Raw genomic sequence first — 19,640 nt, 5'->3', positions numbered from 1 at the left:
AAGCGCCGATGCTTGATCGCGGCGCGGGAAGGGACTAGGTGAGGGCAACGGTCAGCAGTTCACCGAGGCATCGCCGCCCTGACGGGCACGCTAAACCTGCATCTCGAAGATCGACGGACACCACTCATTTCGTGCCGCGTCGGAAAGGCGATCACCGGACATCCCACGTCGGATAGAGGCACGACATCGAGGATAGGTCATGTCGAGAACAGCCTTACCATTTCACGCCAAAGATATTTCCGCACTCGCGCGCTCCTTGAGATACCAACTCGCCGAGCGGGAGGCGATGCCGGGACATGTCGAACTGCTCAACATGCTTGCCCGCTCCATCGGGCATCGCAACTTTCAGCAGCTTCGCGCGCAGGCCAGGGCGGCTCAGCGCTTGAACACGCTGCCCGCAGAGCCGGAACCTGTCGATTTTCGAAGAGTCGCGCGCCTTGCACGGTGCTACGATGCGACGGGTTGCTTGCAACGGTGGCCGGGCAAGCAAAGTGAGCGGATCATCGCCCTCTGGGTCCTGTGGTCGCGTCTGCCGGCGAAGGAGGATCTTTCGGAGCCTGAAGTGAACATGCGTCTGCAAGCCATGCACAGCTTTGGGGATCACGCCCTGTTGCGGCGCGAGCTCTGCGATTTCGGCCTCATGGGGCGTACCCGCGACTGTCGGACCTACTGGCGTGTGGAGCAGCGGATGCCCGCCGAGGCGGTCGCGACGTTGCAGCATCTGAAGCTGCGCTCGGAGCGTGCGGCCAAGGCGTAGCGCTTCTTCGGCACAAAAGAAAAAGGCCGGGCGAGAGCCCGGCCATCGTAATCTTGTAAAATTCGGTCCGGCTTAGACGCCGAACGGGTTGAAGTTGTTCGTGCCGCGGAAGAGCGCTCCGAGGAAGCTCGATTCCTGACCGCCCGACGGGGTGGTGCGGCTGATGAAGTCGAACACCTTACCGTCCTGCAGACCGTAGAGAGCCACGCGCTCGACTTTCAGGTTGTTGTCGAAATAGACGGCGGTCACCCGCTGATCCACCACCTGTTCGCCAAGGAACTGGAGGGTCCGTTGCGAGGTCTGGCTGATGTAGTACCAGTTCTTGTTGCCGACTGTGGACACAGTCGAAGGCGTTCCGAGGGTCTGGAGGACCTGCTCGGCGTTCATGCCCTTCTTGACCTGGTTGACGGCGCGCTCATCCACGAGATATCCGCGATGGAACTCCTCACCGCCCAGGCATCCGGCGACGGACGTGGCGATAAAGGTCGCAGTGGCCAAGCGTACGAACAATGTTTGATATCGACGCATCGTATGGTTCTTCCAGGAATGCGGCGCGGATAAGCTTGCGCCTTCGGATCGTGATGGCGTACCTCGGAGGGATGGTTTTGACAAGGCAGGAAGGGTCCGGGCGATGATCTTCAGTCTCTTCCGCAAGAATCCGCGGCGCACCGCCATTGCGGTTCTTTACACGCGGATTGCTACCGCCTCCCGCGCGCCGGCGCTTTATACGGCGCTTGGCATTCCCGATACGTTGGAAGGCCGGTTTGAGGCCTTGTCCCTGCATGTGATTCTTGTCCTGCGAGCCTTGCGCAGCCTCCCGGCCCCGGCCGGAGACGTCGCCAGCGACCTCACGGACGCCTTTTTTCAGGATCTCGACGCGGCGCATCGGGAAATGGGGATCGGCGACACGACGGTCCCTAAGCGCATGAAAAAGCTCGCTGGCTCCTTTTATGGCCACGCCGATGCCTACGAGGCGCCGCTCAATGCATCGGACGAGGCGGCTCTGGCGGCGGTTCTAGGGCGCAATGCCTGCGGCACCGAGGCACCGGCGACCGGACTGGCGCGTTATGCCTTGGCCGCGGAACGTGGCCTCAAAGAACAAGATTTAACGGCGATCCTGGAGACGGGGCCCGTTTTTCCGAAACCCGAAGACTTTGCTTGAAGGAGGGGAGCCGATGACACCCGAAGCCGTGGGGCCGCTGTCTCGCCCGGTCGAAGTCATGAATCTGCCGCCTCAGGGCACGCAAATCCACGTCGAGGCGACGACGGAGGAATGCGCTGCGCTTGCGAAGGATTTCGGGTTGCCCGGCATCCAGGCCCTTTCCGGTGACTTCAAGCTGGTGAATTCCGCCAAGGGCGTTCACGTGATCGGCGTGGTGAAGGCCAGCATCACGCAGATCTGCGTGGTCAGCCTCGATCCGTTCGATTCCCAGGTGGAGGAGGAGGTCGAGGTGGATTTCGCGGAATCTTCCGGTATGCCGCCGGAGCCTCCGACCGAGATGCACGAATACGAACCGCCGGATGAGATCGTGAACGGTGAGGTCGACCTCGGCGCGCTGACCGCCGAGTTCCTGGCATTGGGCCTCGACCCTTATCCGCGCAAGCCGGGCGTCGATTTTGCCTACAAGGACCCGGCAGCTGAAGAGGATTCCCCCTTTGCGGCGCTGAAGACCTTGAAAAATAAGGAATAACCACACCATCCTTTTGTGGTTGTGATAACATTCCTTTGATGTCGAGGTCGTCGCGGGGCACAGGGCGCGGCGGCTGGGGCGTGCCCGATAGAATTCGGTTGCGGCGGCATGGCAAACCGCTATTTTCCGCCACCTGTCGAAGAACCAGAAGAAAGAACCGATCGTCTATGCCAAAGGCTGTGCGTATTTCGCTTGATGCGATGGGCGGGGATCATGGCCCGTCGGTCGTGATTCCGGGCGCGGCCTTGGCTTTGGAGCGCCACCCCGACATTCGTTTCCTGATGTTCGGTAACGAGGCGACATTGGCGCCGCTTCTGAACGCCTATCCGAAGCTCAAAGAGGCGACGGAAATTCGCCACTCCGAGATCGCGATCAGCATGGACGAGAAGCCGAGCCAGGCCATTCGCATGGGCCGGGGCAAGTCCTCCATGTGGAAGGCCGTGCAGGCTGTCCGCGACAATGAGGCCGACGCGGCAGTTTCCGCCGGCAATACCGGCGCCCTCATGGCGACCGCCAAGATCTGTCTGAAGACCATGGCTCATATCGAACGGCCGGCCATCGCCTGCATGTGGCCGACCCTGCGTGGCGAGAGCATCGTGCTCGATGTCGGCGCGACCATCGGCGCCGATGCGGGTCACTTGGTCGATATGGCCATTATGGGCGCCGCCATGGCGCGCATCGTGTTCGACCTCGACCGCCCGACTGTCGGTCTGTTGAACGTCGGCACGGAAGAAATCAAAGGTATCGAAACCGTCAAGGAAGCGGCCCGCATCCTGAAGGAATCGAGCCTGCCGAACCTGGATTATCGGGGTTTCGTCGAGGGCGACGATCTCGGCAAGGGCACGGTCGATGTGGTCGTGACCGAAGGCTTCACCGGCAACATTGCTCTGAAGACCGCGGAAGGCACGGCCAAGCAGATCGGCGAATATCTCCGCTCCGCCATGAGCCGGACGCTGATGGCCAAGATTGGCTATCTCTTTGCGAAGCAGGCCTTCGACGCGCTGAAGGACAAGATGGACCCGCGCAAGGTCAATGGTGGCGTCTTCTTGGGGCTCGAGGGCGTGGTGGTGAAGAGCCACGGCGGCACGGACGCCCTCGGCTTCGCCAGCGCCATCGACGTCGCTTACGACATGGCGCATTTCGAACTCATGAACACGATCCGGACGATGCTTGAGCACGGTCCGCTCGATCAACCGGCCTGAGGAAGGCGAAGAAGCTTGAAACCAATCCGTTCCATCGTGCGCGGCGTCGGCTCCTACCTGCCGAAGCGCTTGGTCACGAACCGAGATCTCGAGAAGCTGGTGGAGACCTCGCACGATTGGATCGTGCAGCGCACCGGCATCGAGCAGCGTCACATCGCCGATGAGAGCGAGACGACCTCGGTGCTCGGCATCAAGGCGGCGGAAGCGGCCCTTGCTGATGCGGGCCTGACGCCCGCCGATATCGACCTCATCATCTGCGCCACGTCGACGCCGGACCTCACGTTCCCGTCCACCGCGACGATGATCCAGGCAGGCCTCGGCATGAGCCACGGGGCGGCTTTCGATCTCCAGGCAGTCTGCACCGGCTTCGTCTATGGCGTGGCGACGGCGGACAAGTTTCTTCAATCCGGCTCGCACAAGCGCGCTCTCGTCATCGGCGCGGAGACCTTCTCGCGCATCCTCGACTGGAAGGACCGCACCACCTGCGTCCTCTTCGGCGACGGCGCGGGAGCGATCGTGCTCGAGGCGCAGGAAGGCGAGGGGACCTCGGCGGACCGCGGCGTTTTGACCTCGCAGTTGCGCTCCGACGGCCGCTATCGCGACAAGCTCTACGTCAGCGGCGGGCCCGGCTCGACCAAGACGACGGGTGTCCTCAAGATGGAGGGCAAGGAAGTCTTCCGCTTCGCGGTCGGCTCTGTGACCGACGTGATTCAGGACGCGTTCAACGCCACCGGCACCACCGCGGAAGAGCTGAAGTGGTTCGTGCCGCACCAGGCCAACAAGCGTATCATCACGGCAAGCGCCGACAAGCTCGGCATTGCCCCCGAAAAGGTGGTCATCACGGTCGACCGGCACGGCAACACCTCTGCCGCATCGATCCCTCTGGCGCTCGACGTGGCCTGCAAGGATGGCCGCATCAAGCGGGGCGATCTCGTGATGATCGAGGCCATCGGCGGCGGCTTCACCTGGGGCAGCGCCCTGATCCGGTGGTGAGGCCAAACCGGCATTGAACTCTTGTTTTCGACTGGGCGGCAACCTGAAAGGTTGACCATAGGGAGGCATCTGCATAGCGTCTCGGGTCGGGACCAAGCAGAGCACATCTCACCGCCGGGGGATCTTATGGCTGGCAAAACTGTAACCAGAGCTGATTTGAGCGAGGCCGTTTACCAGAAAGTGGGCCTGTCGCGCACCGAATCGGCTGAGCTGGTCGAGCGGGTGCTGGCCGAGATCTGCGACAGCTTGGCCGAGGGTGAGACCGTGAAACTCTCCTCGTTCGGGTCGTTCGTCGTGCGCAGCAAGGGCGAACGCATTGGCCGCAATCCGAAAACCGGCGTCGAGGTGCCCATCGACCCGCGCCGCGTGATGGTTTTCAAGCCTTCGAACGTTCTCAAGGCCTACATCAACGGCGAAGTCGTCGAGGGCGACGACTGATCGCAGACGGGCGAGCGGTGCCATGGACAAAAGCCCCGATGCTTTCCGCACCATCAGCGAGGTTGCCGAGGATCTCGACCTGCCTCAGCACGTGCTGCGCTTCTGGGAAACCCGCTTCGCCCATATCAAGCCGCTGAAGCGCGGCGGCGGCCGCCGCTATTACCGTCCCGACGACATCGATCTTCTCAAGGGCATCCGCCATCTCCTGTATGGCGAGGGCTACACGATCAAGGGCGTCCAGCGCATCCTGAAAGAGGAGGGCGTCCGCTTCGTCCACGCCATCGGCCGGGGAGAGCAGGTCGTGGCGGCGCCGCGGCCCGAGGCCGCAGACGACGATGGGGAGTACGGCGATGCTCCGCTTCCTCGCGAGGCGCAGCCCGCGCGCATGGCGTCGGCGGCAGCGTTTTCGGGGCAAGCTTTGGGACGCCTGCAGGCGGCGCTCGATGAGCTCCTGGAATGCGACCGCGTTCTCAGCTCGCTGCGCACGCCCGTCGAGACCGCCGTCAGCGAATAAGATCGACTTTCTCTCTTTGAGAGATTGCGTCCGGAAGCGTCTGGGCCTATATGGGCCGCTCAGTCGGAGCGTAGCGCAGCCCGGTTAGCGCACTAGTCTGGGGGACTAGGGGTCGGAGGTTCAAATCCTCTCGCTCCGACCATTTATTTCCCAACAATTCGATCTTCGTTCGCCGAATGCCGGCACCAAATTGTGCGGCAGGCGTGAGGCGTCTTCCAAAAAGTCCGCAAAAAAGAAAAACCCCGCCACAGATGCTGCAGCGGGGCGATCTCTTGTCGTCGAGAAGGCGGGGCTACGGATAGGTGCAGACGTACCGCATACCGTTATGGGCCAGGAAGGTGCCCGTGGCGGGATCGTAGGACCGATATTTACGGGCACAGTAGGCCGCGACGGAGGGGCTCACGGTGCCGGGAGGGGGCGGTGCGGCGGGCGCAGCTGCGGCCTGATTCGCGATTGCGCCGGCAATAAGCGCGCCTGCGGCGACCCCGGCGACGCCTGCGGCGACAGCCGCTCCGTTGTCGCGGCGATAGTAATAGTGTCGCGGATAATAATAGCCACGACGATAATAATACTGCGCATAGCTCTCGGACGGATAAGCCTTTTGCACGTCGGGAAGGCGACGGCTCGGGATCGTCTCTGCATTGGCGGGCATTGCCGAAGCGAGAGTGGTCGCGCCGATCAAAGCTGCAACGAACCTGCGCATGTCTAACTCCTCATTCGAAGGGCAGCTGAAAATTCCAACTGCCCGAGATCAAGCACGGCAGTATAGCGTCCACGGAAAGCGTGGCAAATACAGGTCGCGGGGTTGTGTGCTGGCGTACTAAAGAAAAAGGGACGCTCATTGTTCGCCCGAGACAGGAAATATGTCCGAAAACAACCGTCTGTGTGAGATGCTGCAACGGGTGGTTTCGTTCCGTTTTAAATTCATGGGCTCAATACTCTCCGAGTGTCGGAAGTGTCCGAGAGTGAGCCACCCGCTTCACACCCTTCGAAAGAAGTTGTTTAGAAAAAACGCGTCAGGATCTCTGCGGCAGATGCTAGCTTTCCCTCAAAAAATTCTTACAAGTAAACGTACATTATTATATCGCTCCGAGGGGCCCCTGATGCGCATGGCCTTATATCTCTTTTTGGTCGCACTGATGGGGGTGGGAGAGGCGGCGCTCGCTTCCGAGCCGTTGCCGGCTCCGACCGGGCCGGTCATCCTCACGATTTCAGGAAAGATCGAGCAAACGAACGCGCCGGGTGAGGCACGGTTCGACAAGGCGATGCTCGAAGCGCTCGGGAGCGCATCAATCACCACTTCCTCGGAAGTGTCTGACAAGGCGCAGTTTTTTGAGGGAGTCCCCTTAAGGGCCGTGATCGAGCGGATCGGCGGGAAAGGGGCGACGATGAAAGCCACGGCGCTGAACGATTATACGGTCGACATCCCCTTGGAGGATCTGAAATATGAGCCTCTCCTTGCTTTACGTGTCGATGGGCAGGTTCTGAAGGTTCGGGACAAGGGGCCGATATGGATCATTTATCCGCGCGACTCTGTCGCCATCCTGAAAGACGTGCGGTTCAACTCGCGGTGGGTCTGGCAATTGTCTCGGCTGCATATTGAATAGAGATGAAGCCTGCTCCGCAAAATTACAGGGTGGCCCTTGTCACGCTGCTCGCGATCGCAAGTTTGGTGGCCTGCCTCGTCCTTACTGTTGCGCGGCTGCTTTCCGTCGAGAGCGATCTGCGCAGTGAAGATACGCATGCGAAACTGTGGCAGATCACGCAGGCCCAGTTCGAGGCCGAGTTGCTGGCCGAGAGTCTCGCCCGCAAGGCGGCGAACGATCTCTTTTCCAAGCGGGACGAAGAGCCGAGCTTCAGGCTCGCCATTCTCATCAGCCGAAGCGCGATCCTGTTGGAAGGTCCGATTGGCGAACTGGTCGAGAAATTCGGCGCAATGGCCGGTCTCAAGCAGGCCTATCTCCAACTGACGCTCGCCGAGCAATTCTTCAATGAGGATCTTTCTCCCGAAAGCGCCTTGCAATTGCGAGCGCAGGCGCGGGACTTTGCCTATCAACTGCGCGACGTTGCGAACAAGATCATGCAACTCAACCGCGAGTACGGCGCCGAAACGCGACTGAAATATATGCGCGTCGTGTTCGAGAGTATGGCGTTCATCGTTGGCATCGTCATCAGCGCGGCGTTCCTGCTTGTTCGTCTCTTCAGGGGGGTGCGTGAGGCGAAGCAGGCGCGGCGTCTTCTGCGAGAGGAGCAGGAGCTGTCCGATCTGGTGATCAACAACATCAGCAATCAGGGCATCGTCATATTCGACGAGTCTCTAAGCTGCCTGCTGTGGAATCCGGGAATGCAGGGGCTTTTGGGTCTGGGGCCCGACAGTGCAGTTGGGCACCAACTCCAAGAACTCGACGCGCTTTTCCGGAAGCCCGACATCGCGAAGTCATTGGCTCTGGCGGTTCGCGGAACAAGCTCAATCTTCGAAGACGAAAACTTTTCGGAGGTTGGGCAGGAGCGCTGCCTCGAGATCAATAGCTTCCCCCTCAGCATGGCTGAGCGCAAGCTCGGCATCGCCTTCGTCCGGGACGTGACGCACCAATGGCGGGCGCGCAAACAGGCCGAACGGGAGAACTTTGACCTCGAAATCAAGGTCCAGCAGCGCACCGCCGCTCTGCGACGCGCTGAGCGCCGCTTGATCGCTGCCATCGAGGTGGCACCCGACGGTTTCGCGGCCTTCGACACGTCCGGCAAGTTGCTGTTCGCCAACGAGCAGATCTGGGCCGCCGACCCCATCGCGATCTGGTGCTGGGAAGAGATGACTTTGCAGACCTTCCTGCGCTGCTTCTCCATGTGCGAGGGCGCCGACGCTTGCCTGCTGACGACAGGGGTGCCGTCGGAGCCGATTGAACTCGACCTGTTGATCAGAAAAGAAGTCTGGGCCCGCCTTTCCGTGACCCGTGCGGATGACGGCACGATCTTCGTGCGGTTGACGGATATCTCGGACTACAAGGAGTCTGCGAGAGTCCTTCAGAACGCCCTCGACCGCGAGCGCGAGATGACGAGCGCCTATCGCAGCTTCGTCTCGATGGTCTCGCACCAATTCCGGACACCATTGGCAATTTTGGACTCGAGCGCCCAGCGCATTCTTCGGCGCGGGTCGAACCTGACACAGGATGAACTTGCGACCCGCGTGCAGCGGATCAGAAACGCGACTAGCCGACTGACGCGCCTTGTGGATAGCGTTTTGAATGCTGCAAAGCTGGATGCTGGACGCATCGAGGTGAACCCCACATCCTGCAATCTTGAGGGGCTTGTGCTGGATATCTGTGAGCGGCAAAGCGAGCTGAGTTCTCACGCGGATATCCGCTTCACGGCGACGGACACGCCGATTCAGGTTTACTGCGACCCCATCCTCGTCGAGCAGGTTGTCATCAATCTTCTCTCGAATGCCGTGAAGTATTCCGGCGACAACCCCGTCGTGGAGGTCAAGCTCTGGATGGATGGATCTCGTGCCTTCTGCTCGGTTCGGGATTGGGGAATAGGCATTCCGCCGGACGAGCTATCGAAGATCTTCGACCGCTTTTACCGTGCTCGGACGGCTTCTGGCATCGCGGGTACGGGAATCGGCTTGAATTTCGCTCAAAAAATAATGCATCTACACGGGGGAGAGATACAGGTGGAAAGTTACGAGGCGTCAGGGTCTTTGTTTACGTTCGACTTACCTGTATCGAATGCGGATCAGGCGCAGCAGGCTGCTTAATTGGCTAAATCAAGATGAAGACCCAAAAGACGATTTTGTGCATCGAGGACGAGGAAGACCTGCGGATCGACCTCGCTGAAGAATTGGCCACCGCCAACTACCACGTACTTCAGGCCTCAAACGGCACTGAGGCGCTCGCGCTTTTGGAGAAACATCGGCCCGATCTCGTGCTGTGCGACATCACCATGCCGGGCCTCGGGGGCTATGGCGTGCTCAAGGCCATGCGCGAGCAGGGTGGCCTTGCAGACGTACCCTTCATTTTTCTGACGGCTCTGGCCGGCCGCAACGACGTGCTGGTGGGCAAGCAAGCGGGCGCAGACGATTATCTCGTCAAGCCGATCGATTATGAGATTCTCCTGGCCTCGATCGAGGCGCGCCTCAACCAGGTGGAGCGCGTAAAATCCGGTGCGGTGCAGCGTGCGGAAGAGGCCTGGCAGGCGATTCTCCAGTCTTCCCGCGGGCGGACCGTTGAGGCGCTTTACAAGGCGACCTTTGCATTCGATCGCTTTCTTGTTGGTGTCGCAATTGTCGACGAGAAGGGTGCCGTTCGTCTGATGAACAAGGAGGCCGAACGCATCCTTGCGGAGGATGACGGCCTCGGCGTCTCGCAGGGCATTCTGAAGGGCTCCGTGCCGAAGCTGAACACGAAGCTGTATGACAGCATCGCGAAGGCGTTCGAGGAGGAAGTCCTGGACGAGATCGTCTCCTATCCACGCCTGTCTGGTGGGCGGCCTTATCTTGTGCTGGTTCCCGGTCAGCGTTTCTCTCAGGAGGAGAGGCCTGAAGCCGTGGTGCTGTTGCTGATCGATACGGAGCAAAGAACGAAAGTCTCGGGAGATACGCTGGTCAGGCTCTATAACCTGACACCGTCCGAAACGCGTGTTGCCCTGATGCTCATCGATGGAAAGCGACTGGATCAGATCGCCGAGGAGTTGGAAGTCGCGCAGACCACGGTGGTGTTCCACCTCAAGAACCTGTTCCGCAAGACCGAGACGAACCGCCAAGCGGATTTGATCCGCGTGCTGCTCTCGGTGCCTTTGAGGTCGGCCGACTGATATCAGGAATGTAATCTTGTTTTACGTTTCGGTGACTATGCCGACCGAAACGACTCGCAGCCTTGGCTTTGCCATGGTTCGTTCAGCTTCCAGTGAGGTTTGAGGCGCTATCCCTTTTGGAGAAAGGGAGGCGAATCGGAACCTCCTCAGGAATCAAGGTGGCGACCATGAAGATCATCCAATTCGCTTCCGGCACGCTGGCGGCTCTGGCCGTCGTGACCGGCCTGTCCGCGGCGACACCCGCCGCGGCTGCAGACCGCTTGTCGCCGGGTGCAGCGGCGGCTCTCGGCGTTTTGGGAGGTCTCGCAGTCGGCGGCGCAATCGCCGCGTCGCAGAGCCCGGTTTATGCTGCTCCGGCTCCGGTCTATGTGGCTCCGCCTCCGCCAGTCTATGTCGAGTCCGCGCCCGTCTATTACGCGCCTCCGCCGCCTCAGCCGGTTTATGTCGAGCGCTGCGTGACCGAGCGCTACAGCGAGTGGGTTCCTGGCTGGGGCTGGGAGCAGCGCCGCCGCAGGGTTTGCCGCTAAGAACACGAAAGGCCCGCTTCGCGCGGGCCTTTTCTTTATGCGCGGCTGGGATGGCTCAAACTTTGTCGGGTTTCGCCATCCAGCGAATCAATGGCAGCAGCGGGAGGACCCAGGCGAGGCCGAGGACAATATAGCCCAATGTCTGCAGGGGCTTCGGCGCATCAGTAATGCGGCCCTCGGCAACGACCATGGCGAACAGCACGTAGAAGCCGATAAAAGCCAGCATCACCACCGTGCCGATCAGCTTGCGGGTGCGCATACGCATCGCGGTCGTCCTCTCCATTCTCAAGGTTTCACGAAGCCGCCACGGTGCGTCACCGGCATTGATTGCCTCGCGAAGATGCTGCCTCTATGTGACAAGCCGCATCCGGGGTTCAAGCCCTAATCGACGACGAGAGTGAGCATGGCTGTCGCAGCCCTAGCCGAAAACGCGCCATCGGCCCGCCGCCCCGAGATCCGCTCCCTAAAGGCAGTCCGCATTTGGCTTTACATTCTGGCGGCCTTGGTCGTCGCCATGGTGGCGGTTGGCGGAGCCACCCGGCTGACCGGCTCCGGCTTGTCCATCACGGAGTGGAAGCCGGTCACCGGGGCGATCCCGCCGCTGACCGAACAGGCCTGGACGGCCGAGTTCGAGAAGTACCGGCAGATCCCGCAATACGAACTCGTCAACAAGGGCATGAGCCTGTCCGAGTTCAAGTTCATCTATGCGTGGGAGTGGGGCCACCGGCAGTTGGGGCGTCTCATTGGCTTCGTATTTTTCCTGCCGCTCCTGTGGTTCTGGGGGCGCGGCGCCATCAGGGGCAAACTGGTGCTGACGCTCGTCGGCATCGGCGCGCTCGGCGGCCTGCAAGGTGCCATCGGCTGGATCATGGTGGCCTCGGGCCTGGAGCCCGGTATGACCGCCGTCGCGCCGATCAAGTTGGCGCTTCATCTCACCGTCGCGAGTGTGATCCTGGCCTGTCTCGTCTGGGTTGCTGCGGGGCTGAAGGACCCCTCCGAGATCGCGAATGAACGCGATATCGGCCGGTTCGCGCCGCGCTTTCTGGTGGGCCTCGTCCTGCTCCAGATCGCGCTCGGCGGACTCGTTGCCGGGTCGAAGGCGGGGTTCACCTACAATACATGGCCGTTGATGGATGGGACGTTGATCCCGCCGGGTTCCGCGCTGTTCGTCGTCAAACCCTGGATCGAGAACTTCGTCGACAACGTCCTTCTCGTTCAATTCAACCACCGCATCGTGGCCTATGTCATCGTGGCCTTCGCGCTGTGGCACGCCTGGGACTTACGCCGCAAAGCGCCGGGGTCGAAGGCCGGGCGGCGCGCCCATGCGCTGGCAGGGCTGACTCTGGCGCAGATGGTGCTCGGCATCGTGACGCTGCTGCTTGTCGTGCCGCTCTGGGCCGGGTTGGCGCATCAGGTCTTCGCAATGGCCGTGCTCGGCATGGCGGTGGCGCATGCACGGGTGAGCGGGCTTAGGCCCGCTTCGGCATGAACAGGCCCGGCGCCGAGTGAAAGAGCGCGTTTAGCGCGAAGCCGATGAACATGAGGCCCGAAATGCGAGTGATCGGAATCTCATAGCGCCGGTAGGTCCTGCGCACGGCACTCGCACCGATGATGGCGACGAGAATAGCATAAGCCAGGATGCCGCCGACACAGCTCGCCACCAGAAGCGCAGGCAACATGCCCCAGGTAAGGGAGCTGGCCTTGGCCGACAGAAGCGCGGTCAGGGTCGCAACTGCGACCGGGTAGGCCTTCGGGTTCGTCATGCCGAAGGTCAGGCCATGGAGCAGGGGGCGTCGGACCGGGATGTCGATCCTGCCATCAGCGTTCCTTTTGACACGAATCGCTCTCCAGCCGAGCCAGAACAGGTAGAGGCCGCTGACCGCTCCAAGGAGGTCGAATACGAAGGAGCCGATGGTCGTCACGCCAATGATGGCGACGAGCGCGAGGGCCGACCAAAGGACATCGCCCGCCAAATGGCCTGTCAGGAATGCGGCTCCGGCCTTACGGCCACGATCCGCGCCGATGCCAAGCACCGCGAGCACACCGGGACCGGGCGTGATGCCATAGACGAAACCGGCGATACCCGCCGACAGAAGAAGTGAGAGATCCATGCGAGATACAAAAGGGCGTTGAAGGAAAAACAGCTTGCGTCAAATCTAGTCGAAGACTGGCCAGTTGCAGAAGCCCTGCTTTGAGAGAATGGGCCCCTGCGGCGCGAAGCGCGGCAGACGGGAAGAGGCCGGCCTCTTACAGTGCCAAGCGGAACCGCGCCGTCAGGGCCGCTTGGGCGGAGATATGCACAGCGTTTGGCGGCGGAGTCGCGGGCTAAAGGGTTGCTCTGCTACATAGAAGCAATGTTAATGTATGCTTCACTCAACTGCGCAGGGTCGTAGGAACAGGGTTATTGGGAGTCGGGCATGAACGTGCTGGTCTTTGCTTCGCGAAAAGGTGGCTCCGGCAAGAGCACACTCGCGGCTCATCTTGCGAGCTATATCGCTAATCCTTCCCGCCCGACGATGCTGATCGATGCCGACCCCCAGGGCTCGCTGTCGCTCTGGCATGAGCTTCGGGGTCAGGCCGATCTGGCGCTGAGGCACGGAACGCGGTCTCTCGACGACACCTTGAAAGAAGCCAAGCGCGATGGGTACCAGTGGGTGCTCATCGATACTCCGCCGAACAAATCTCACGTCGTCGTCGAGGCGATCAAGCACGCGACGCTGGTCATCATCCCGACCCGGCCGAGCCTCTTCGACATCGCGGCGCTTCAGGACACCGTTCAGATTGCCCGCGAACTGCGCAAGCCCTACGCCGCGGTCATCAACGGCGCGCCGGCCAAGCGTCATGACTCGGAAGTCGCCATCGTGTCGGACGCCCGTGGCGCGCTGAATGCGCTCAAGGTTCCCGTCTGGTCGGGGCAGATCACCCACCGGGCCGATTTCTCCCTGGCGCTGGCCGCCGGCGAGGGCGCGAAGGAGTTCGAGCCGGACTCTCACGCCGCCGAAGAAATTCAGCGCCTCTGGAACGCACTCGACCGTTCGCTCAGCGCTATCCACACCGCCTACAAGAAGGCCGGCTCGGGACGCGCGGCGGCCTGATCCAGATTCTTGCTACTCGAAATGTTTAAGGGCCCGGTCATGCCGGGCCCTTTCATTTTGGGTCGTCGATTGCTGCGGCCCTTAGAGCATTTCCGCGTTTCCCTGAAATTGCCGAAATGCTCCATCTCTTTGTTTGATTGCATTTTCTTCACGCGAACCGGTACCCACTTCACTCGAAAATGCTCTAGAAGAGCAGCTGAACGGCGCTCCGGCGCCTGCCCTCGCGCTCAGTCAAAGAGGCAAGTTCCGCCCATGTCCGATTATCTGCCTCTTCACGAAGCCGTCATCCCAGAGCTGCCGAACTATTATCGCGGCAAGGTGCGCGAGAACTACGACCTGCCCGATGGCAAGCGCATCCTGATCTCGACCGATCGGCTTTCCGCCTTCGACCGTGCGATCGCCTCGATCCCCCTGAAGGGCCAGGTGCTGACCCAGACGGCGCGCTACTGGTTCGAGCAGACCGCCGACATCTGCCCCAACCATGTCGTCGAATATCCCGATCCCAACGTCGTGGTCGGCAAGCGCCTCGAGATCCTGCCGGTCGAGATCGTTGTGCGCGGCTATCTGGCCGGCACGACCGGAACCTCGATCCTGACGCTCTACAAGCAGGGCCAGCGCGAGATGTACGGCATCACCCTGCCGGACGGCCTGCGCGACAATCAGGAGCTGCCGCAGGCCATCATCACGCCGACGAGCAAGGCCTTCGACGGCGGCCATGACGAGCCGCTCTCCGAACGCCAGATCGTCGAGGGCGGCCTGCTGACGCAGGAGCAATGGGACATTGTCTCGGCTTATGCGCTCGCGCTCTTCGCTCGTGGCCAGAAGCTCGCCCGCGAGCGCGGCCTCATCCTCGCCGACACCAAATACGAGTTCGGCACCGACGCCGAGGGCCGCATCTTCCTCGCCGACGAAATCCACACGCCGGATTCGAGCCGTTACTGGTTCGCCGAGAGCTTTTCCGAGCGCTTCGCCGCCGGCGAGAAGCCTGAATCCTTCGACAAGGATTTCGTGCGCAACTGGGTGGTCGCCCGCTGCGACCCCTATAAGGAGGCGCTGCCGCCGATCCCGCAGGACCTGATCGATCAGACCTCGGCCGTCTATGTCCGCGCCTTCGAGACGATCACCGGGCAGCCCTTCGCCTATCCCCCGAAGGGGGAGGACCCGCTGCCGCGGATCAGACGCAACCTGGCGCGGTATTTTCCATAAAGAGATTTTACGGGGAACTTCTCCGTCTTTCCGGGCTCAAGTGCAAAGCGTTGAGCCCGGACGAAGTCCCGAGGCCTTGTCCACCGCCCTAAAGCTCGGACCGAAAAGTGGAATCCACTTTTCGGAGAAATCCGATGCTCAAACAAGGGGCTAGTCTAGGCCGCGTCGAGAGCCTGATTGAGATCGTCGATCAGGTCTTCCTTGTCCTCGAGTCCGACGGACAGGCGCACCACTTCGGGGCCCGCGCCGGCCTGCTTCTTCTGCTCGTCGGTCAACTGGCGATGCGTGGTGGAGGCGGGGTGGATCACCAGCGAGCGGGTGTCGCCGATATTGGCCAAGTGCGAAAACAGCTTGAGGTTCGACACCAGTTGCACGCCCGCCTCGTAGCCGCCCTTTAGACCGAAGGTGAACACCGCGCCCGCGCCCTTGGGGCAATATTGCTTGGCGAGGTTGTGATAGCGGTCGGAACGCAGGCCCGGATAGCTGACCCACGAGACCTTGCTGTGGGATGCCAGATGTTCCGCCACCGCCAGCGCGTTGTCCGAGTGGCGCTGCATGCGGAGCGGCAGCGTTTCGATGCCGTTGAGGATCAGGAAAGCATTGAAGGGCGATAGCGCCGGTCCAAGGTCGCGCAGGCCGAGCACGCGCGCGGCAATAGCGAAACCAAAATTGCCGAAGGTCTCGCCCAAGACCATGCCGTTATATTCCGGACGCGGCTTCGAGAGCATCGGATAGCGGTCGTCACCCGCGAAATTGAACGTGCCGCCATCGACGATCAGGCCGCCGATGGAGTTGCCGTGGCCGCCCAAGAACTTGGTCGCCGAATGCACGATGATGTCCGCACCGTGCTCGAAGGGCCGGATCAGGTATGGCGTCGCCATGGTGTTGTCGACGATGAACGGGATGCGGTGCTTTTTCGCGATGGCGGCAATGGCCTTCAGATCGACGATCACGCCGCCCGGATTCGCGATGGACTCGATGAAGATCGCCTTGGTCTTCGGCGTGATCGCGGCCTCAAAGCTCGCAGGATCATCCGCATTGGCCCAGACGACGTTCCAGCCGAAGTTCTTGTAGGAATGATTGAACTGGTTGATCGAGCCGCCATAGAGCTGCTTGGCGGCAACGAATTCATCGCCTGGCTGAAGCAGCGTGTGGAACACGAGGAACTCGGCAGCGTGGCCCGAGGCGACCGCGAGTGCCGCGGTGCCGCCCTCAAGAGCTGCGATGCGCTCTTCCAGCACGGCGTTGGTGGGGTTGCCGATACGGGAATAGATGTTGCCGAAAGCCTGGAGCCCGAACAGAGAGGCGGCGTGATCCACGTCGTCGAAAACGAAAGATGTCGTTTGATAGATCGGTGTGGCCCGCGCGCCGGTCGCGGCGTCCGGGGCCGCTCCTGCATGAATGGCAAGCGTGTTGAAACCGGGCAAACGATCGGTCATTGCGGGCGCCTCTCCCAAGGAAATATTCGGATCGTTCTATTTAAAGAACGAAACGTTCGCCCGTCAAGGGAGCTATCGCGGCCGGTTGAGGCTCAGCTTCTGAAAGCCCTTGCCTGACAAAATCGGCTTCTTGGCGCTGATCATCCGAGAATTGACGCCCTGCCAGGAGATTTCCCCGGAGAGACGTCCGAACTCGATCTTCGGGCAGCGGTCCATGACGACCTGTAAGCCCTTGGCCTCGGCCCGCTTGGCGGCCTCGTCGTTGCGGACCGAAAGCTGCATCCAGATCACCTTCGGCAGCGGGTTCAGCGCCAGCGCCTCGTCGGTGATGGGCCCAGCAGCCTCCGAGTTGCGGAAGATTTCGACCATGTCGATAGGGCCGGGGACTTCGGCGAGGCTTCCATAGACCCGCTTGCCCAAAAGTTCCTGGCCCGCGAGACCCGGATTGATAGGGATGACGTCATATCCACGCTCCAGCAGATACTTCATCACGATCCAGCTCGGTCGCGCGGAATTCTGTGAGGCCCCCACCAGCGCTATGGTCTTCACGCTTTGCAAGATGCCGCGGATATAATCGTTCGGGTAATTGTCGTGGTTCATGATGGAAACGTATGGGATAAGGCAGGGCAATTCAATGAGCGCCGCCTGCTGATGACATCGCACCAACCGATCATGACCCTCGAGGAATTGCGGGCCTTCTTCGACCGGGAGTTCCCGCAGATCCACGAAGGTGGCCGGACCTATCACATCGAGGCCATCGGACCGCTCTCCGCGACCATGCGGATGGACTATCACGACCGCCATTTGCGTCCTGGCGGCACGATCTCAGGCCCCGCGATGATGGGCCTCGCGGACCTCGCGCTCTACGCCGCGATCCTCGCCCAAATCGGCCCGGTCGCTCTCACCGTGACTACGAACCTGAACTTCAACTTCATGAGGAAGCCGGACCAGCGGGCGCTGATCGCGGAATGCCGCCTGCTGAAACTTGGCAGGCGGCTGGCGGTGGGCGAGGTGTCGATCTTCTCCGAAGGTAGCTCCGATATCGTCTGCCACGCGACGGGGACCTATTCGATCCCCGACCGGCGTTAGGGCGCCGGCTGACGTAAGGCGTCGTCAATCTCTCGTGCGCGGATGGCTGCAGGGCGGCTGCTGATCCTCTGCCAATACGCCTCGAAGGCAGGCCGCTTTTCCAACGCTCCGAACATCATGCCCCAGCCGATCTGCGAACCGGCATAGACATCGGCGGCGGTGAACTGGTCTCCGGCCAGGTACTCGGACTGCGAGACGGCGTATTCCAACGCGTTGAGGACGTCTTCCATCGCGCCATAGCCTATCGTTCCGCGCCGCTCCTTCGGCACTTCGAAGCCGAGCGCCTTGTTGCTGACGGACGCCTCGACCGGCCCCGCTGCGAAAAACATCCAGCGGTAATAGGGGCCGCGCCGAGGATCCCCATGGGGCGGCGCAAGTCCCGCCTCGGGAAAGACATCCGCCAGATAGGCACAGATCGCCCCGGCCTCGGTCACGACCGTATCGCCATGTTTGATCGCCGGAACCTTCCCCATGGGATTGATCGCGAGATAGGCCGGAGCCTTCATAGTTGTCCCGAAGTCTAGAAGCTCGGTCCGATAGGGCCGCCCGACCTCCTCAAGCATCCAGCGCACGATGCGTCCGCGCGACACGGGATTGGTATAGAAGACAAGTTCGTCGGCCATAAGAATCCCTTCCAATCAGAGAGCGTGATGATGTTGCCGTCACGGCGGTTTGTGATGCAATGTTTACGGTAGAGGTTTTAGCGGAATATAGGCCAACGAACTTCCTATGAAATCTGTCCTTTCGTCCGCGTCTGCTCTTTTGGCGTCGTTTCTCGCCGCGCAGGCGGCCATGGCTGATGGTTATCAGTGGCACGCGGTAACCTTCCAAAAGAATCGCATCGAATACGGCGAGCCGGACGGCTCGGATGACCGCGCCCTCATGATTGTTTGCCATGCCCGGAAGGGAGTTGAGTTGATCGGGTCTATTCCCGGCAACGACTACGACTTCGTCGAGGGCGGCAAGATCGAGGTGACCGTTCACGCTGGTGCCTTATCGGAGCGGATCACCGGCATCGTGGTGGAATTGGGGAACGGTCTTAATTTCGACATTACGCTCCCCGTCGACAGCCCGTTCCTCGTCCATCTTGGATCAGGGCAGCCGATCGGGTTCTCCCGCGCGGATGGCGGCTTCGAGGTGCCTGGGCGGGGAGGGGAAGGGATGATCAAGGGGGGCGTCAGCGCGTGTCGGAAATGATCTGAAGGTATTTGCGGTATTTTGATACCGCAAATACGGTATTTACATACCATATCGGTCGAGATCGTTGATTTATAAGGGATTCAAAGCCCTAATACGTTTCTCTGGTTGTTGACTTGTACGTATAAACCCACTATCCACCCCTCACTCGCCGCCGCATTTCGCGGCGGTTATCGTTTTCAAAACCTGAGCCCATAGGGGCTCCAACGGGAAGCAGCGCGATGAATACGACTTCGCTGAAGCCCGCCGAGGTCGAGAAGAAGTGGGTGTTGATCGATGCAAGCGGCCTCGTGGTTGGCCGTCTCGCTACGATCGTTGCCATGCGCCTGCGTGGCAAGCACAAGGCGAATTACACGCCCCACGTCGACTGCGGCGATAACGTTATCATCATCAACGCCGACAAGGTGGTGTTCACCGGCCGCAAGCGCGAGCAGAAGGTGTATTACCATCACACCGGCTATCCGGGCGGCATCAAGGAGCGCACTGCGCGCTTCATCCTCGAAGGCCGTTTCCCCGAGCGCGTGGTCGAGAAGGCTGTGGAGCGCATGCTCCCCCGCGGCCCGCTTTTCCGCCAGATCCTGGGCAACCTGCGCGTCTACGGTGGCGCTGAGCATCCGCATGCGGCTCAGCAGCCGGAAGCGCTCGACGTGGGTGCCCTCAACAGCAAGAATGTGAGAGCCTAA

24 protein-coding genes and 1 tRNA gene are annotated in these 19,640 nt (G+C 61.1%); 18 read left to right on the top strand and 7 right to left on the bottom strand.

Annotated features, from left to right (window positions below):
• The first annotated feature begins 199 nt into the window (after positions 1-199).
• Complete coding sequence (locus HB375_RS13560; RefSeq protein ID WP_167673522.1) at positions 200-757, top strand: DUF2087 domain-containing protein; 558 nt, start codon at positions 200-202, stop codon at positions 755-757.
• A 72-nt stretch (positions 758-829) separates the two neighbouring features.
• Here the strand turns inward: HB375_RS13560 and HB375_RS13555 are convergent, their stop codons facing one another.
• Positions 830-1,285, bottom strand: a complete 456-nt coding sequence (locus tag HB375_RS13555; protein ID WP_167673521.1) for an outer membrane protein assembly factor BamE — start codon at positions 1,283-1,285, stop codon at positions 830-832.
• A gap of 103 nt (positions 1,286-1,388) precedes the next feature.
• Between HB375_RS13555 and HB375_RS13550 the strand changes: the two genes are divergently transcribed.
• The 7 genes from HB375_RS13550 to HB375_RS13520 all read left to right on the top strand — a co-directional run bounded on the left by HB375_RS13550 (position 1,389) and on the right by HB375_RS13520 (position 5,737).
• The gene (locus HB375_RS13550) at positions 1,389-1,919 is read left to right on the top strand and encodes a ubiquinol-cytochrome C chaperone family protein (RefSeq protein WP_167673520.1); all 531 of its coding nucleotides are present in this window, start codon (positions 1,389-1,391) and stop codon (positions 1,917-1,919) included.
• A gap of 13 nt (positions 1,920-1,932) precedes the next feature.
• On the top strand, positions 1,933-2,448 hold the full coding sequence (locus HB375_RS13545; protein WP_167673519.1) for a YceD family protein: 516 nt from the start codon (positions 1,933-1,935) through the stop codon (positions 2,446-2,448).
• Positions 2,449-2,615: 167 nt separating this feature from the next.
• Entirely contained in the window at positions 2,616-3,650 is a 1,035-nt protein-coding gene (gene plsX / locus HB375_RS13540) for a phosphate acyltransferase PlsX (RefSeq protein WP_167673518.1), read from the top strand.
• A gap of 15 nt (positions 3,651-3,665) precedes the next feature.
• Positions 3,666-4,643 carry a beta-ketoacyl-ACP synthase III gene (locus tag HB375_RS13535; RefSeq protein ID WP_167673517.1) on the top strand — a complete coding sequence of 326 codons (978 nt, stop codon included), beginning with the start codon at positions 3,666-3,668 and terminating at the stop codon, positions 4,641-4,643.
• 126 nt (positions 4,644-4,769) lie between these two features.
• A complete protein-coding gene (locus tag HB375_RS13530) occupies positions 4,770-5,081 on the top strand; it encodes an integration host factor subunit alpha (RefSeq protein WP_167673516.1) in 312 nt (103 codons plus the stop codon).
• A 22-nt stretch (positions 5,082-5,103) separates the two neighbouring features.
• Positions 5,104-5,595, top strand: coding sequence for a MerR family transcriptional regulator (locus HB375_RS13525; RefSeq protein ID WP_167673515.1), 492 nt, complete (start codon positions 5,104-5,106; stop codon positions 5,593-5,595).
• Positions 5,596-5,659: 64 nt separating this feature from the next.
• Positions 5,660-5,737: transfer RNA gene (locus HB375_RS13520), tRNA-Pro, on the top strand.
• A 150-nt stretch (positions 5,738-5,887) separates the two neighbouring features.
• Here HB375_RS13520 and HB375_RS13515 read toward each other — a convergent pair.
• Positions 5,888-6,298 carry a BA14K family protein gene (locus HB375_RS13515; protein ID WP_167673514.1) on the bottom strand — a complete coding sequence of 137 codons (411 nt, stop codon included), beginning with the start codon at positions 6,296-6,298 and terminating at the stop codon, positions 5,888-5,890.
• A 331-nt stretch (positions 6,299-6,629) separates the two neighbouring features.
• Here HB375_RS13515 and HB375_RS13510 point away from each other — a divergent pair, with 331 nt between their 5' ends.
• From HB375_RS13510 to HB375_RS13495, 4 genes are all read left to right on the top strand, one after another.
• Entirely contained in the window at positions 6,630-7,202 is a 573-nt protein-coding gene (locus HB375_RS13510; protein WP_167673513.1) for a putative pterin-binding protein, read from the top strand.
• A gap of 2 nt (positions 7,203-7,204) precedes the next feature.
• Entirely contained in the window at positions 7,205-9,349 is a 2,145-nt protein-coding gene (locus HB375_RS13505) for a sensor histidine kinase (RefSeq protein ID WP_167673512.1), read from the top strand.
• Positions 9,350-9,363: 14 nt separating this feature from the next.
• A complete protein-coding gene (locus HB375_RS13500) occupies positions 9,364-10,404 on the top strand; it encodes a helix-turn-helix transcriptional regulator (protein WP_167673511.1) in 1,041 nt (346 codons plus the stop codon).
• 167 nt (positions 10,405-10,571) lie between these two features.
• Positions 10,572-10,931, top strand: a complete 360-nt coding sequence (locus HB375_RS13495) for a hypothetical protein (protein ID WP_246728495.1) — start codon at positions 10,572-10,574, stop codon at positions 10,929-10,931.
• 55 nt (positions 10,932-10,986) lie between these two features.
• On the opposite strand, the gene HB375_RS13490 is transcribed toward HB375_RS13495, so the two are convergent.
• On the bottom strand, positions 10,987-11,196 hold the full coding sequence (locus HB375_RS13490) for a DUF2842 domain-containing protein (protein WP_167673510.1): 210 nt from the start codon (positions 11,194-11,196) through the stop codon (positions 10,987-10,989).
• Positions 11,197-11,334: 138 nt separating this feature from the next.
• On the opposite strand from HB375_RS13490, the gene HB375_RS13485 reads away from it, so the two are divergent.
• Entirely contained in the window at positions 11,335-12,420 is a 1,086-nt protein-coding gene (locus HB375_RS13485) for a COX15/CtaA family protein (protein WP_167673509.1), read from the top strand.
• Here HB375_RS13485 and HB375_RS13480 read toward each other — a convergent pair.
• A complete protein-coding gene (locus HB375_RS13480) occupies positions 12,401-13,042 on the bottom strand; it encodes a LysE family translocator (RefSeq protein ID WP_167673508.1) in 642 nt (213 codons plus the stop codon). The two genes, HB375_RS13485 and HB375_RS13480, sit on opposite strands and share 20 nt — an antisense overlap.
• A 306-nt stretch (positions 13,043-13,348) precedes the next feature.
• Between HB375_RS13480 and HB375_RS13475 the strand changes: the two genes are divergently transcribed.
• On the top strand, positions 13,349-14,026 hold the full coding sequence (locus HB375_RS13475; protein WP_167673507.1) for a ParA family protein: 678 nt from the start codon (positions 13,349-13,351) through the stop codon (positions 14,024-14,026).
• A 252-nt stretch (positions 14,027-14,278) separates the two neighbouring features.
• Positions 14,279-15,232 (top strand): phosphoribosylaminoimidazolesuccinocarboxamide synthase, encoded by a 954-nt coding sequence (locus tag HB375_RS13470; RefSeq protein WP_167673506.1) that lies wholly within the window; start codon positions 14,279-14,281, stop codon positions 15,230-15,232.
• Between the two features lie 155 nt (positions 15,233-15,387).
• Here the strand turns inward: HB375_RS13470 and HB375_RS13465 are convergent, their stop codons facing one another.
• Both HB375_RS13465 and HB375_RS13460 read right to left on the bottom strand, forming a co-directional pair.
• On the bottom strand, positions 15,388-16,671 hold the full coding sequence (locus HB375_RS13465; RefSeq protein WP_167673505.1) for an O-acetylhomoserine aminocarboxypropyltransferase: 1,284 nt from the start codon (positions 16,669-16,671) through the stop codon (positions 15,388-15,390).
• 72 nt (positions 16,672-16,743) lie between these two features.
• Positions 16,744-17,271: a CoA-binding protein gene (locus HB375_RS13460; RefSeq protein WP_167673504.1), complete on the bottom strand. Its 528-nt coding sequence runs from the start codon at positions 17,269-17,271 to the stop codon at positions 16,744-16,746.
• 51 nt (positions 17,272-17,322) lie between these two features.
• On the opposite strand from HB375_RS13460, the gene HB375_RS13455 reads away from it, so the two are divergent.
• A complete protein-coding gene (locus tag HB375_RS13455; protein WP_167673503.1) occupies positions 17,323-17,760 on the top strand; it encodes a PaaI family thioesterase in 438 nt (145 codons plus the stop codon).
• Here HB375_RS13455 and HB375_RS13450 read toward each other — a convergent pair.
• A complete protein-coding gene (locus HB375_RS13450) occupies positions 17,757-18,383 on the bottom strand; it encodes a glutathione S-transferase family protein (RefSeq protein ID WP_167673502.1) in 627 nt (208 codons plus the stop codon). The two genes, HB375_RS13455 and HB375_RS13450, sit on opposite strands and share 4 nt — an antisense overlap.
• 139 nt (positions 18,384-18,522) lie before the next feature.
• Here HB375_RS13450 and HB375_RS13445 point away from each other — a divergent pair, with 139 nt between their 5' ends.
• Positions 18,523-18,957, top strand: a complete 435-nt coding sequence (locus HB375_RS13445) for a hypothetical protein (protein ID WP_167673501.1) — start codon at positions 18,523-18,525, stop codon at positions 18,955-18,957.
• 221 nt (positions 18,958-19,178) lie between these two features.
• Complete coding sequence (gene rplM / locus HB375_RS13440; RefSeq protein ID WP_167673500.1) at positions 19,179-19,640, top strand: 50S ribosomal protein L13; 462 nt, start codon at positions 19,179-19,181, stop codon at positions 19,638-19,640.

This window comes from Microvirga terricola (assembly GCF_011777495.1).
Taxonomy (GTDB): Bacteria; Pseudomonadota; Alphaproteobacteria; order Rhizobiales; family Beijerinckiaceae; genus Microvirga; species Microvirga terricola.
This window is presented reverse-complemented; position numbering and strand designations above follow the sequence as displayed.

Excerpts from the sequence above, each read along its gene's own strand:
- HB375_RS13480 (WP_167673508.1), bottom strand. The coding sequence starts at position 13,042 with ATGGATCTCTCACTTCTTCTGTCGGCGGGTATCGCCGGTTTCGTCTAT.
- HB375_RS13560 (WP_167673522.1), top strand. The coding sequence starts at position 200 with ATGTCGAGAACAGCCTTACCATTTCACGCCAAAGATATTTCCGCACTC.
- HB375_RS13460 (WP_167673504.1), bottom strand. The coding sequence starts at position 17,271 with ATGAACCACGACAATTACCCGAACGATTATATCCGCGGCATCTTGCAA.
- plsX (WP_167673518.1), top strand. The coding sequence starts at position 2,616 with ATGCCAAAGGCTGTGCGTATTTCGCTTGATGCGATGGGCGGGGATCAT.
- HB375_RS13545 (WP_167673519.1), top strand. The coding sequence starts at position 1,933 with ATGACACCCGAAGCCGTGGGGCCGCTGTCTCGCCCGGTCGAAGTCATG.
- HB375_RS13505 (WP_167673512.1), top strand. The coding sequence starts at position 7,205 with ATGAAGCCTGCTCCGCAAAATTACAGGGTGGCCCTTGTCACGCTGCTC.
- HB375_RS13490 (WP_167673510.1), bottom strand. The coding sequence starts at position 11,196 with ATGCGTATGCGCACCCGCAAGCTGATCGGCACGGTGGTGATGCTGGCT.
- HB375_RS13465 (WP_167673505.1), bottom strand. The coding sequence starts at position 16,671 with ATGACCGATCGTTTGCCCGGTTTCAACACGCTTGCCATTCATGCAGGA.
- HB375_RS13525 (WP_167673515.1), top strand. The coding sequence starts at position 5,104 with ATGGACAAAAGCCCCGATGCTTTCCGCACCATCAGCGAGGTTGCCGAG.
- HB375_RS13510 (WP_167673513.1), top strand. The coding sequence starts at position 6,630 with ATGCTAGCTTTCCCTCAAAAAATTCTTACAAGTAAACGTACATTATTA.
- HB375_RS13555 (WP_167673521.1), bottom strand. The coding sequence starts at position 1,285 with ATGCGTCGATATCAAACATTGTTCGTACGCTTGGCCACTGCGACCTTT.
- HB375_RS13470 (WP_167673506.1), top strand. The coding sequence starts at position 14,279 with ATGTCCGATTATCTGCCTCTTCACGAAGCCGTCATCCCAGAGCTGCCG.
- HB375_RS13550 (WP_167673520.1), top strand. The coding sequence starts at position 1,389 with ATGATCTTCAGTCTCTTCCGCAAGAATCCGCGGCGCACCGCCATTGCG.
- HB375_RS13515 (WP_167673514.1), bottom strand. The coding sequence starts at position 6,298 with ATGCGCAGGTTCGTTGCAGCTTTGATCGGCGCGACCACTCTCGCTTCG.
- HB375_RS13530 (WP_167673516.1), top strand. The coding sequence starts at position 4,770 with ATGGCTGGCAAAACTGTAACCAGAGCTGATTTGAGCGAGGCCGTTTAC.
- HB375_RS13450 (WP_167673502.1), bottom strand. The coding sequence starts at position 18,383 with ATGGCCGACGAACTTGTCTTCTATACCAATCCCGTGTCGCGCGGACGC.
- HB375_RS13485 (WP_167673509.1), top strand. The coding sequence starts at position 11,335 with ATGGCTGTCGCAGCCCTAGCCGAAAACGCGCCATCGGCCCGCCGCCCC.
- HB375_RS13455 (WP_167673503.1), top strand. The coding sequence starts at position 17,323 with ATGACATCGCACCAACCGATCATGACCCTCGAGGAATTGCGGGCCTTC.
- HB375_RS13500 (WP_167673511.1), top strand. The coding sequence starts at position 9,364 with ATGAAGACCCAAAAGACGATTTTGTGCATCGAGGACGAGGAAGACCTG.
- HB375_RS13495 (WP_246728495.1), top strand. The coding sequence starts at position 10,572 with ATGAAGATCATCCAATTCGCTTCCGGCACGCTGGCGGCTCTGGCCGTC.
- rplM (WP_167673500.1), top strand. The coding sequence starts at position 19,179 with ATGAATACGACTTCGCTGAAGCCCGCCGAGGTCGAGAAGAAGTGGGTG.
- HB375_RS13475 (WP_167673507.1), top strand. The coding sequence starts at position 13,349 with ATGAACGTGCTGGTCTTTGCTTCGCGAAAAGGTGGCTCCGGCAAGAGC.